Raw genomic sequence first — 12,515 nt, 5'->3', positions numbered from 1 at the left:
CCACTATTGGGACAGTTCCGTTTTGGGATTTCAATACTAACTTGTATGGCGTATATCGCTTCGGTTCCCAACAAATCTATCCCATAAGCTTTTCCCAAGTAATATGGAAAGCCTGTTTCCAAAGAGCAGCCAAACAAATGATGGCAATCACCATATATAGATAGATTCCGTAAGAAAACAACGTGCTGACATAATGCAGACCAGCAAACAATGCAACAAATAGCATTAAACCGAATATAATGGCCGCGTTGCTATTTTGATTGTACTGATCAGTAGACTCCGAGAAGGGAATAGACTTTTTCAGAACCATAAAACAAATGACAGCATAAATTATGGCATTTATAAATACAATCACAAGATCGGGCATTACCCTTACGCCAAATAATGCGATAAATACTACACTTAGAAGCAAATAAACGGGTAAATAGAGCTTAAAGATGAACGCCTTGATCGTACCACTAAAGATTGGCTTTAGCTGTTGGATCGGAGCAACCCGGTAGATCCACGCACCCTTATATTTTCCTGAAAACTTTAGGAGGATCATGATGGTCGGGATGATGATTAAGCTAGAATAAATAGTTAAATAGGATTTGCTAGTAGATAGTTCATTAAAATTGTTGTTAAATCCGTTCATGATAAAAATAAAAGGAATCACGATGGAAAACCCCAAAGATGGATAGACCTTCAATTTAAAATCTCGTTCATTTTTCATCATGGAACTGGCAAATCGAAAATAGGCTCTTTCTTCCTTCGTGTGGCATATCACTTTAAGGAACAACTGACGGAGCTTCCCTTGTTTATTTTCTTTTGCCTTTCCATGATACGTGAGCTTTTGAAGATTTTGTTCAAAAGCATCATTAAATTTCATATAAATCCAAATGGATAGAAGAGGAATCAGGATTCCTAAAGCAGTAAAGAGAAGGTAAAACGGCTGATAGGAACCATTCATGATCATTTCCATATTTGCCCCAAACCACATCGGAAAGATAAATATTTGCCACCATTGCGGTTCAAGCGAGACGGATAAGTCTATGAACTGAAAAGAACGAATAAGCAATTGGTACCCAACCATAATCATAAGTGACAGCCCAATTTGAACATAATTGATAATATCTTTTAATTTTTCTCCATCAAAGAATCGCAGAATAAATAAATAGATAAGGGCAGTTAATCCAATGATCAACAGGTCAATTAGGATGATATTTAAGGTTGAAACTATGAAAAACAACAGCCCATTTTTGACAAGCCCAACAATCAAAGGGATACTGACAAGCGCTATCGTAAGGAAAGAAAGATAAATAGCAACATGCACCAGTTTTGCAGTGCTAATTGTTTTTCGATTAACTGGCTTGGGAAACAGGATGTTCCGATCACGAATGTCTAGTAAAACAGAAGAAAAATCCGAAATCATTGATGTCATGACAAAAAAGGTGAATATCCCATAGAAGAGACTCATTTGAAAAAGATAATTTTCACCCAAAAGGACAAATGGAATCGTAAACAGGCCAAATATCACGTAAATCCATAAAGATTTTAAATATTGATTGTTGCTTTCCTGGTCCTTTTTTTTCGCATTTTGTGAGAAAATGGTGGGCACCCGCCGGCCATCCATCGTTAACTTAACTTGTAAAATCTTTCTCATTATCTTGTAATCTACGCCAAAGCTGCTGAAAACTCTCTCAAAACGATCCAATAGTTTCAGCGTGCGAAAGTCTTGCATGCTTACATCTCCTTTACGACCGATACAAATCTTGCACCAAGTTCTTTATGTTCATTAAACCCTGTAAGCTGGTTGAAAATTTGTTCAAGTGACCCCTTCGTATTTTGCTGTTTTAATTCTTCAAATGTCCCGTCTGCAGCAATCTTACCGTCATGCAGGAGAATGATGCGGCTGCTTATTTTTTCGACTACATCCATAATATGAGAGGAGTAGAAAATCGTTTTTCCTTGTTCGGAAAGCTGTGTCATGATTTCTTTGAAAATCATCACGCTATTTGCATCCAGCCCGTTGATCGGTTCATCAAAAAATAAAAGCTCAGGATTATGTAATAAGCTCGAGATAATTAAAAGCTTTTGACGCATCCCTTTTGAGTAAGAGGCAATTCGAGAATAATAGACTTCGCCTATCCCGAATAATTCCATTAGGCTTTTTGCTTTATAATCAGCGAGCTCAAGATCAAGACCATATAATTCGCCAATAAAGGTTAAATACTCTTGGCCGGTTAAATTGTCGTAAACTTCGGCGATTTCCGGTACATAACCAATTTTCCTTTTATAGTCGATATTCCCATCAGAAATATCATGACCGAAGAGTTTGATCTCACCGAAATAATTGTCCTCAATGCCAAGTATGATTTTAACAGTGGTACTTTTTCCGGCTCCATTCGGACCAATATACCCAATGATTTCTCCTTTTTTTACTTGAAGAGAAACGCCATTTAAGACTGACTTTGAACCATAATTCTTCTTCAAATCAGTAATTTCTAATATAACTTCTTCCATCATCTTCATTCTCAACCCCTATTACTGGATTATATATCCATTTAATCTATTCCTAGTGTAACATTAACTCCTTTGCTTACCAAAGATAGAACAGAAAAAATCTTATAAATCACTTTCTGTTGTTCATCTATCTGCATTCCCAGATTAAAGGGGTTAGAATGCTAGAGTGGTTACAATTGCTAATTCAGTTGATTGTGTAAAAAATGGAAACTATTAGGATAACGCTAGTATGGAAAGTTTTTTAAGTCTCTTTTTTTATATAAAAGGGCGCGATTGTTTAACAGGGACACTCTCTTTTACCTAACGGACGCAGGTTAATTGAAGAATGGATATGGTTAAATGGTCTTACGGAGAAAAATATGAATTTGAATAAAATGCATCCCTAAATTTACCATAAATGGTGGTATACTTTAAAAAAGGAGGGAAATTAAGAATGGAATTCAAAATTGGAGATGGTGCCATTGTTCTACCCCCTTTACATATTACAATTATCGCAATAATAATTATTATCTTTTTAGTCAGGTGGAGCAAACAATTAGAAACACGACGTTTTACGGTTTACTTTTACTTTCTGGTTAGCACTTACATTGCACCAATTTTTTCTCACAGTACAAAAGAAGGTGTCTTTCAACTGTGGGTTCCCTTGGGATTTATACTAGTTTTAATTTACTTGTTTAGTAGCAAAAGAATCCATCCATCTAAAATAAAAGCGAGTATTTTAGGACTTTTCTTAGCATTATACCGGTTAATTCTTCAATATGTCGGTTAGGATTCGATATTCGATTAAAGAGCTAGATTGTTGAATAAACTATTATAAAGATGTTATTAAGCAAAAAGCAGGATTTTGAGTAAAAGTTTAGAATTTGGATGTTTGTAATACTTTTTGGAGTGGAGCGAAATACTTTTTTTCAAGATATTAAGAGATAAAAAATACTATTTTTCTGAATTTTGTTTTTCTGAATTAAAGATTGGATTTTATTGAAAGTAGAAGTCCCCATACTAGTAAAGGAGACTAATTAAGATGGATAACAGTATCGAGTATGCTGAGTTTGAGTGGGTTGAAAAAATGATTATGAGTAATTTTAAGAACTTGAAAATTACTCATATAATGCAACTTGGTGAGGGCTGGATGAGTCGTGCCTATCTGATCAATCATGAGATAGTATTTCGGTTTCCGAAGGAAAAAGACGGAGCTGTTGATACAGAAAAAGAAATAAAGGCGTTACCAAGCCTAAAAAAACATATTTCTCTAAAAATACCGGAATTTATTTATTGTGGGAAACAAGATAATGGTTATCCCTTTGTCGGCTACAGATTATTGCCAGGAGAGCCTATGGATGAACAACTATTTTGCTCATTACCATCAGAAACAAAGAGCAAAATCGCCCATCAAATCGCTAAGTTTATGGATCAGATCAGTTCATTCTGTATTGAACAGGCGAAATACTTAAATATACCTGAAACGAATTTCTATCAATATTACTTAGAGACTTTCAATGAGGTGACGGAAAAAGCCTTTACTAAAATCAATCAAGATATGCAAACATATATTGCTTTTCGATTCGAAACATACCTAGAAGATAAAAAACATTTCAGATATTCACCTAAGCTCCTTCATGCTGATTTATCGATGGACCATTTATTATTTGATCTAAAGAGGCAAGAAATAACTGGAATCATCGATTTTGGTGACATGAAGATAGGTGACCCTGATTATGAATATTTATATTTGTTGGAAGAGTGTGGAGAAACATTTACTAAAAAAGTGATAGAACTGAGAGAGGAAGAAAACGTTCAACATAAGTATGAAAAGCTCTCTTTTTTCCTGACAGCTGATAACGTGGCACTATTATTAAGAGGACTAAAAAGAAATGATAGAGAGATGTTTGAAGAAGCAGTTGAACTCATTCAGTGTGAAATGAGTACAAACCACAAAGGATGACCGTAATTATATACGAGTTTTTCTTCAAATGAAGAAAAAAGATATTGTGTGAATACGAAAACGACGATAAAGTGCAATAAATTTGAATCAGTTATTCAACAAAACCAGCTAATAGTTTGTCAACATTTTTCAATAAAAAATATAAAACTGACATGATATACTAAAATTGAATATGCCAAATAACCTTCCTTAATCTAATTGGAAGGTTTTGTTTTATTTACTTAGATATGCTTTCTATACTTCATTTTGGAAAGTTGTTTTACTTTTTAAATCTCCAATTTCAGAATGATTGTTGCTGCAATCTTTTCTCCAATACCAGAGACAGACTGGATAATCTGATATTCTTCAATTTCTTTAGCGAGGGCATCTATTTCTGCTGCTAACTTTGATAGATGCTCTTGATATTGAAGAACAATATTGATAAACATTTTAAGGTTAAAAATATGGCTTTGGTATAAGTTGTTTTGAAATAGATATAGAAGGGATTTTAGGTTAATAATCGAAGTTATATTGGCAGAGAATGTTTAAGTGAATGGGGGACATTTTGATGGAACCTTTGGATACAAGTGACAAAAATGGAATGAATCCTATTTTTGTAGAATGGGGTGGCAACTATGTGAAGCTAACTTGGCATCCACGTATGAAAATAACTAAATCTATAATTGTAACAAGTGTTCATGCCATATGCTTTAGAGGTGGGAATGTTTTATTAGCTCATATTAAAAATAGAGGTTTTAATTATCCTGGTGGACACATAGATCCTGGTGAAAAAATAGAGGAAGCTTTGTGTCGTGAAGTTTATGAGGAGGGGTATGTGAAGGGTACTATTCAATATATAGGTGCAATAGAAGTAAGCCACGAAGAAAATCCTTTTTTCGATCCAAAAGGCAAGTATCCATTAATAGCTTATCAAGTTTTTTATAGAATGGATATCACAGAATGCTTACCTTTTCTTCGTGAATATGAATCGATAACTCGAATTTGGGTTGAACCTGACGAAGTTCCATTTGTAATTAATGATCATGAACTTTTAAAACTAGTATTAAATGATGCCTTAACTTTAAATTCTTATTAAATCAATGGATTTTTAGAAGTTGAAAATCTTTATTGCCATTTCCCGGTGGAATTTCTTATCGTTTTGCTGCAATAGTGCTCAATAAGAACAAACGATAAGAGTTAATGTGGGGTATTTTCTCAATAGGTATGAATCGTATTATAGCTTTAATAATATTATTGATCTTCAGTAATAGGGCACCATTCTGCAGCAAGAATTACGCTCTTTCTTTATGTAAAGGTCATACTATTGTATAAATAGTAAAAGTTTAGACCTTGGTCTATATGTGATAAAATATATCAATCAAATTTAGGAGGCGTTATTTATGAAGTGCAATAAATATGACAGGGTAAATTTAAAAGAGGGAAGCGTATCAAAGGCCCTATAAACTGCGTCAACCCTCATTATTGGAGGGGAATATGTGAATATTTCTTATTCACAACCAACTTTGCAACACAACCAAGTTTTAATTTGGCTGTGTGTTCTGTCTTTTTTCAGTGTACTAAATGAAATGGTTTTGAATGTATCATTACCTGATATTGCCAATGATTTCAATAAACTACCCGCGAGTACAAACTGGGTGAACACAGCTTTTATGATAACCTTTTCCGTTGGAACTGCAGTTTATGGAAAGCTATCTGATCAGTTGGGCATCAAAAAGCTATTCCTATTTGGGATTATAGTAAATTGCTTCGGATCGGTAATTGGGTTTGTTGGACACTCTTTCTTTCCTATACTTATTTTAGCCCGGTTTATTCAAGGGACTGGTGCAGCTGCATTTCCAGCACTCGTGATGGTTACAGTTGCACGCTATATTCCAAAAGAAAACAGGGGTAAAGCATTTGGCCTTATTGGGTCTATAGTAGCTATGGGGGAAGGTGTTGGACCAGCTATTGGTGGAATGATTGCCCATTATGTCCATTGGTCGTACTTGTTGCTTATTCCAACAGTGACAATTATTACTGTTCCATTCCTTATAAAACTCTTGAAAAAGGAAGAAAGAATAAGAAATCAATTTGATATTGCAGGAATTATATTGATGTCTGTAGGTATTGTATTTTTTATGCTGTTTACTACATCATATAGAATTTCTTTTCTGATCATTAGTTTTTTGTCTTTCCTGATATTTGTAAAACATATTAGGAAAGCACCAAATCCATTTGTTGATCCTGAACTAGGAAAAAATGTTTCTTTTGTGATTGGAGTCCTTTGTGGAGGAATTATATTTGGTGCAGTAGCAGGATTTGTCTCTATGGTTCCTTATATGATGAAAGATGTTCACCAATTAAATACTGCAGCAATTGGAAGTGGGATTATCTTTCCCGGAACAATGAGTGTCATCATTTTCGGTTACATTGGAGGATTACTTGTTGATAGGAAAGGTTCTTTGTATGTTCTAAACATTGGGATGGCAATTTTATCTATCAGCTTTATAATCGCTGCCTTTTTTATAGAAGCCACACCATGGCTTATGACAATTATATTAGTTTTTGTTTTTGGTGGGCTTTCGTTCACAAAAACAGTAATTTCTACAATTGTGTCAAGTAGTTTGAAACAAAAGGAAGTTGGTGCTGGAATGAGTTTGCTTAATTTTTCCAGCTTTTTATTAGAAGGAACGGGTATTGCGATTGTAGGCGGATTATTATCTGTACGCTTACTAGATCGAAGGTTGCTACCTATTGACGTTGATCAATCGACTTATTTGTACAGTAATATACTATTACTCATTGTAGGAATCATTGTCATTAGTTGGCTAGTTATCTTGAATGTATATAGACATTCGCGGAGAATTTTCTAAAAGGGTCAAAGGATCAATTTTGAGACAGCGGTTCAAAATTAATTCTAAAGGACTTCAATTTTCTTTGTTCTACAATCGGCGCATTTCTGGAATAAGAAATGCGCCGATTCCTTGTGTAAAGGATAATTTACTGGAACGAAACTTGTTGAGCTAAAGTTGCAGTTTACTTAAATTTTAATACCTATCTGAGTCTGCACAATTAGCAAGAATTACGCTCTTTCTTTATGTATGTATATAAGGCAAAGGACTATAAGTCTGATCAGAAAAATGCTTATTTTCAGAAGCCAATGTATATGATATCAATTTAGAGCAGTGTTTTTATTTGAAAGAAGGAATCAACAAAGAAAAATATAGATAGGGCATTCAGCTAAAGGGCTCTATCCAGGTGCGATACTTCAATAATGAAGCATCGCTTTTTTTTATTCCACTATAATAGCGGAATATGTAAAGAAAAGGATATTGAACTAATGTAAAACCACAAACGATACTTTATCTAATTAAGAGATCGTTATTTTTGACGGTCCCTTTTTATTGAGTGAAAGTAAACAAAAAAGTTTTATTAAAACTAAAAGTGTAACTATTTGTATCTTAATACGTCATTAAAGCAACTAAAAATTTATTAGAAATTCAGTTCGAAAGAGGTGAATTATTTGGAGGAAGAATTGATATTACAAAAGTTAAACGATTGGTACTGGAGTTATAGCGATGAAATTTATCGCTATATCCTTATGTTAACTGCTGATCATGAATTAGCTAAAGATTTAACGCATGATACATTTATTAAAGCGTATAAGAGCATGGAAAGTTTTAGAGGTGAAGCAAGTGTAAGAAATTGGTTGTTTCGTATTGCAAGGAACACAACAATTGACGATGCACGAAAAAGAAAGCCCTTGCGATTTGTAGTTGATTCCTACGCCTCCCTTGCGACAAACGATTATCTTCCAGAGCAAGTTACACAATTAGGAGAAAGTGAGAAAGAACTTTACCATTCACTTTTAAAATTAAAAAGGTCCTATCGAGAGGTAATCATTCTAAGGAAAATAAAGGAGTTAACAATCCAAGAAACAGCAGAAATTTTAGACTGGTCTGAAGGGAAAGTAAAAATTACCTTGTATAGAGCTTTAAATGCCTTAAAGAAACAAATGCTAAAGGAGGGTTATGTACATGAATAAACACAATGAAGAAACTAAGTTCGATGATGCATTTAAGGGTTTTCAAAGTATCGATTTAGATGGGGAAGATAAAAGTATGATCCATACTAAGATGATAAAATCGATAGAAAAAGCTAAAAGCCGAAAAGTTAAGTGGAATAAACAGTCAGTTTTAACAACTGTTCTGTCAGGAATATTAATCATTTTTGCAGGTTATTTTTTAGCTGTTTTTGTAGAAAACGATAATCAAAGTGCTGATGAAAAGGTTAAATCTCCATACACCGAACTTGAAAAACAACTTTCGGATGCATTGAAAACACCTGTATATATTCCATATCATAAGGAACTTCCATTAAAAATGTCTATTCTCATGATGGAAAGTATGATTGTAGGTGAGAAAATAATAGAAAGAAAGCCAACAGTTGCTGGTCTTGCTTACAGCAATTTAGATGCAGATGAAGCGGATGCTAAAGAATATGAAAAAATAACAGAACCAGGAGTAAAAGGAGGAGCACCAATTGAGTTACTTTACGGTGATTTTATAAAAAATGAAAAACATAAGGCTTATATCCATATTTTAAGCAGAGAAGTAAGTACCAGAAGCTTAATTAATTACTTTTTATATGGTGATAAAAAAACAATCGCAGGACATACCGTTATTTATAAAATAACCGAAGATAAAACAGGTAATTACATGTCATTTGCTTTTAAATATGATAATAATACGGTATATGTTTTTGCATTTCCTTTAAATAAAGTACCGGAAGATTTTGCAATATCATTTGTAGAAAAGTCAATTAAGCAAATAATAAGGTGAAATTGCCTAAAATAGCTTGTTTTAAATAAGGGATCAGTCAATGGTCCCTTTTTGTGTTAATAAACATATATGAAGAAAAGGTCTTTTGATCACAAGTTTATGAAGATAAATACTTAAACTATGGTAGCGTTTGTTCAATAGGAAGGTAAGAGATTTTAGGGATTGAGATCATATTTTAATTATTCCATTAAAGGGCCATTTTGAGGAGTATCTTTTCTAAAGGAAATTGGATATTTATGTTAAGATGAATGGGAGTCAATTCAAAAGAAAGGGGATGAGAAATGAAAACTTATCCATTAACATCAATAGATTATGAATGACTAGAAGAATCCAAAACCAAGATTACTCAACTATATGAGGATGATAGACACCATGTTGGTGCAGCGTTAAGAACAAAATTTGGAAATGTAGTTTCTGCAGTACATATAGAGGCATATGTAGGGTGTATCACAGGATATGCAGGGGCAATTGCATCAGATGGTGAAAAAGGCTTTGATACAATTGTGGCTGTAAGGCACCCATGTTCAGATGAAGAGGAAAGAGAATAAAAGGTTGTCAGCCCATGTGGTATGTGCCGAGAGTTAATCTCGGACTATGCTCCGGATTGCTTTATTATTTTAAATAAGAAAGAGTGTTTCGATAGTCTATTAGTTAAACAAAGGGCAGCTATAAAATGTATTGATGACTAATTAAATCAAGCGATTATAGAGGGGTATATTTATCCTTGCCAAGCCCGACTATGTCAATGGAGGGAAACGCGATGAAAATTACACATTCATTACCTATACAGTCTCAGACTATAGATAGTGCACATAAAAAGTCTAAACAAAGTCAGCAAACGGTGCAGCACGAAACGTATACGAAATCGACACAAGAGCCGTCGTGGAATTATTCAGTGACGGAAGTTTCGGCAACCTATAGTCGGAATTTGTTGTTGCCGACAGATATTAATAAACCAGATTGGAGCCTTATTCCGACGAAAGGGATGCAGGTTCCCTCACAAGAAGAACTGATTGCGCAAATCAAGGCGCTAGCTACCAAGATGGCCAACGCACCGTATCATAAAGATGTTGATCAATTACATGCCCAGTTCAATCGCTTGCATACGCAATATCTGTCGCCCGTCTCACCGGATCGAAAAGCGCTACATGAGCAAGCTATGAGGGTGATTAAGCAGTATGAAGCAGAAAAACCGACTCAGACACGTGAGTTGACGCTTGTCGATTATTTAAATGAAATGGACGAGATTTATACTAAAAATACGACGCAACTAGCAGGTGGTACCGTTAGTTCTAGCATCAATTCACAAGGTGGCTACGACTATGAAGTCAAGGTTGGTGGCCAGACGCTGATGAGCAGCGTAAATGGTCATTGGCTGTACGGCAAAACGCCAGCTGAAGAACAGAAATCCAAGGAATTTTATCAAATCTATTGGTCAGCCATGGATCAAGCAAAGGCTGAATTGAATGGACAATAGAAGATCAGTGGCAACAGACGCTATACAAATCACTGCGGCATGAAAAATGACGAACCATCGGGCATGATGCATCTTCGTTGTTAGATTTATAGACCAATAAAATATAAGGAAGTGTGTTTATGAGTGGGGAGAAGGTGTTAAAAACATTTCTGTTTGATGTAACTGAAGAACCAAAAAGTATTTATCCATTCTCTCCTGTTTACAAGGTTGAACAGGGAGATAAGTCTTACATTGTAAAGAATACGCGTGCACCTATTGAAAAGGCGATGAGGATTGCAAGTTTTGTTGAGCGATTGCGTAAACTTGGTGTTCCTATTGTTACCCCAGTTCCAATTGGTGTTGACAATCCACAACAAATAGATGAAATAGTCTGGGTCGTTTATCCTTTTATCAAGGGCAAGTCCTACACAGGAAAAGATGAGGAAATATACGAGGCTGGTATGCTGCTTGGCCACATTCATTCCTTATCATCGACGAATAACGAAGAAGGTCTGAGAACCTATAATGAGTTTGATTTAGAAGAACAGGAAATAATGGAGGATCTGGAAAAAATAAAAGGTTATGCTGAAAAAAGAGGATTGTCACTGGATGAAGGTCATTTAAGAAGACAAATGCTAAGAATTATTGAAAAGCAGGACACCTTAAAGGCTTTGGATTTACCATCAGTTGCTACACCTTATGATTATAAGGCAGATAATCTTATTTATAATGACAGTGTAAAACCTTATCTCATTGACCCGGATAACGCTGTCTTTTTACCAAGAATCTATGATTTAGCACTAACATTACTCCTTTTTCACAATGTATTGGATACAGCACCCGGCCGTGTATTTGATATCAAACAATGGTTCTTGTTTAAAAAGGGATATTTTCAGTTTGTGAAGATTACTGATATTGAAAGAAAACATTGGCAAGATGTTGTAAAACATGTTTTTTTGGATGAAGTAATCTGGTTGATGGCAGATTTTGAAGAAGGGTGGGATGACCAAAGACAAGTCGGTCTTTTCATTTCTCTATTATCACTAGTCAATGATATGAAATTCTATGATTTAAAATAATAGTTTTTATGAATTGTTCATTACCCTTGTAGGAGTTTTAACAATCAGCAGTAGTGACAAAGGAAGAAGGGTTTATCTTTATATGTATTCGGATTTTTATGTGGAAAAATGTTAAATATCAAGGAATGGGGTGCATCTAATGAATATAAGAGTTGTAGATTATAACCAAAAATTGGAACAATGAGTATAAAAAAGAAGAACTGTCTATTAAGACTTTCCTTCAAGAAGAACTGGTAAATAGTTTTCACATTGGCAGTACATCAGTTCCAGGTCTAAAAGCAAAACCTATCATCGATATTCTGCTTGTGGTCAAAGACATCAGTGAATTAGATACTTACTCTGAACAATTTGAAAATCTTGGTTATGAAGTCATGGGTGAATTTGGAATTGAAGGAAGAAAGTACTTCCGTAAAGGCGGAGATAATCGGACACATCAAATTCATGCTTTCCAGTATGATAATATTCAAGAAATCGAAAGACACCTATCGTTTAGAGATTATCTTCGCCAAAATCCAGAAATAAGCAAAGAATATGGAGAATTAAAAAGTAAATTAGCTGAAAAATATCCCACTGACATTGATGGCTATGGTGACGGTAAAAACGATTTTGTCAAAAAGATAGAAAAAAAAGCCCTCGAATGGCATTGGTCAGTCCGTTAATATAGCGCTCATTTTCCATTTTAGGGCCATTTTCTGGAATAATATTCAACAAGGAAA

The 12,515-nt window shown here is 34.6% G+C and carries 12 protein-coding genes and 1 pseudogene; 10 read left to right on the top strand and 3 right to left on the bottom strand.

All coding sequences use genetic code 11. The features are described 5' to 3' along the window. Positions 1-76: 76 nt before the first annotated feature. Positions 77-1,720, bottom strand: a complete 1,644-nt coding sequence (locus FI644_RS03860; RefSeq protein ID WP_142108058.1) for a hypothetical protein — start codon at positions 1,718-1,720, stop codon at positions 77-79. Between the two features lie 2 nt (positions 1,721-1,722). After that, the gene (locus tag FI644_RS03855) at positions 1,723-2,502 is read right to left on the bottom strand and encodes an ABC transporter ATP-binding protein (protein ID WP_053477445.1); all 780 of its coding nucleotides are present in this window, start codon (positions 2,500-2,502) and stop codon (positions 1,723-1,725) included. A 433-nt stretch (positions 2,503-2,935) separates the two neighbouring features. On the opposite strand from FI644_RS03855, the gene FI644_RS03850 reads away from it, so the two are divergent. Then, the gene (locus FI644_RS03850; RefSeq protein WP_142108057.1) at positions 2,936-3,271 is read left to right on the top strand and encodes a hypothetical protein; all 336 of its coding nucleotides are present in this window, start codon (positions 2,936-2,938) and stop codon (positions 3,269-3,271) included. A 252-nt stretch (positions 3,272-3,523) separates the two neighbouring features. Then, positions 3,524-4,444 carry a phosphotransferase family protein gene (locus tag FI644_RS03845; RefSeq protein ID WP_142108056.1) on the top strand — a complete coding sequence of 307 codons (921 nt, stop codon included), beginning with the start codon at positions 3,524-3,526 and terminating at the stop codon, positions 4,442-4,444. A gap of 275 nt (positions 4,445-4,719) precedes the next feature. Here FI644_RS03845 and FI644_RS03840 read toward each other — a convergent pair. Beyond that, positions 4,720-4,914: pseudogene (locus FI644_RS03840) on the bottom strand (IS110 family transposase); the annotation flags it as partial. 77 nt (positions 4,915-4,991) lie between these two features. Between FI644_RS03840 and FI644_RS03835 the strand changes: the two are divergent. From FI644_RS03835 to FI644_RS03795, 8 genes are all read left to right on the top strand, one after another. Continuing rightward, positions 4,992-5,519 (top strand): NUDIX hydrolase, encoded by a 528-nt coding sequence (locus tag FI644_RS03835; protein ID WP_246067008.1) that lies wholly within the window; start codon positions 4,992-4,994, stop codon positions 5,517-5,519. Between the two features lie 304 nt (positions 5,520-5,823). After that, positions 5,824-5,886 (top strand): tetracycline resistance efflux system leader peptide, encoded by a 63-nt coding sequence (locus tag FI644_RS27300; RefSeq protein ID WP_142108989.1) that lies wholly within the window; start codon positions 5,824-5,826, stop codon positions 5,884-5,886. A gap of 33 nt (positions 5,887-5,919) precedes the next feature. After that, positions 5,920-7,296: a Tet(L)/Tet(K)/Tet(45) family tetracycline efflux MFS transporter gene (gene tet / locus FI644_RS03825; RefSeq protein WP_053474667.1), complete on the top strand. Its 1,377-nt coding sequence runs from the start codon at positions 5,920-5,922 to the stop codon at positions 7,294-7,296. A gap of 662 nt (positions 7,297-7,958) precedes the next feature. Beyond that, on the top strand, positions 7,959-8,468 hold the full coding sequence (locus FI644_RS03820) for an RNA polymerase sigma factor (RefSeq protein WP_053477446.1): 510 nt from the start codon (positions 7,959-7,961) through the stop codon (positions 8,466-8,468). Next, the gene (locus tag FI644_RS03815) at positions 8,461-9,264 is read left to right on the top strand and encodes a hypothetical protein (protein ID WP_056682856.1); all 804 of its coding nucleotides are present in this window, start codon (positions 8,461-8,463) and stop codon (positions 9,262-9,264) included. Before FI644_RS03820 ends, FI644_RS03815 begins: the two co-directional genes overlap by 8 nt. A 760-nt stretch (positions 9,265-10,024) precedes the next feature. Further along, on the top strand, positions 10,025-10,741 hold the full coding sequence (locus FI644_RS03805) for a hypothetical protein (RefSeq protein ID WP_056682857.1): 717 nt from the start codon (positions 10,025-10,027) through the stop codon (positions 10,739-10,741). Between the two features lie 119 nt (positions 10,742-10,860). Continuing rightward, complete coding sequence (locus tag FI644_RS03800) at positions 10,861-11,799, top strand: phosphotransferase enzyme family protein (protein ID WP_142108055.1); 939 nt, start codon at positions 10,861-10,863, stop codon at positions 11,797-11,799. Between the two features lie 158 nt (positions 11,800-11,957). After that, on the top strand, positions 11,958-12,458 hold the full coding sequence (locus tag FI644_RS03795; protein ID WP_369692291.1) for a GrpB family protein: 501 nt from the start codon (positions 11,958-11,960) through the stop codon (positions 12,456-12,458). Positions 12,459-12,515 lie beyond the last annotated feature (57 nt).

This window comes from Cytobacillus solani (assembly GCF_006704205.1).
GTDB lineage: Bacteria > Bacillota > Bacilli > Bacillales > Cytobacillaceae > Cytobacillus > Cytobacillus solani.
Note: the sequence above shows the minus strand (reverse complement) of the source record. Positions and strands in the feature narration are given on the sequence as shown.

Bases quoted from the DNA above. Each gene is read 5' to 3' on its own strand.
- FI644_RS03850 (WP_142108057.1), top strand. From the start codon at position 2,936: ATGGAATTCAAAATTGGAGATGGTGCCATTGTTCTACCCCCTTTACAT.
- FI644_RS03815 (WP_056682856.1), top strand. From the start codon at position 8,461: ATGAATAAACACAATGAAGAAACTAAGTTCGATGATGCATTTAAGGGT.
- FI644_RS03805 (WP_056682857.1), top strand. From the start codon at position 10,025: ATGAAAATTACACATTCATTACCTATACAGTCTCAGACTATAGATAGT.
- FI644_RS03860 (WP_142108058.1), bottom strand. From the start codon at position 1,720: ATGCAAGACTTTCGCACGCTGAAACTATTGGATCGTTTTGAGAGAGTT.
- FI644_RS03835 (WP_246067008.1), top strand. From the start codon at position 4,992: ATGGAACCTTTGGATACAAGTGACAAAAATGGAATGAATCCTATTTTT.
- FI644_RS03845 (WP_142108056.1), top strand. From the start codon at position 3,524: ATGGATAACAGTATCGAGTATGCTGAGTTTGAGTGGGTTGAAAAAATG.
- FI644_RS03800 (WP_142108055.1), top strand. From the start codon at position 10,861: ATGAGTGGGGAGAAGGTGTTAAAAACATTTCTGTTTGATGTAACTGAA.
- FI644_RS03855 (WP_053477445.1), bottom strand. From the start codon at position 2,502: ATGGAAGAAGTTATATTAGAAATTACTGATTTGAAGAAGAATTATGGT.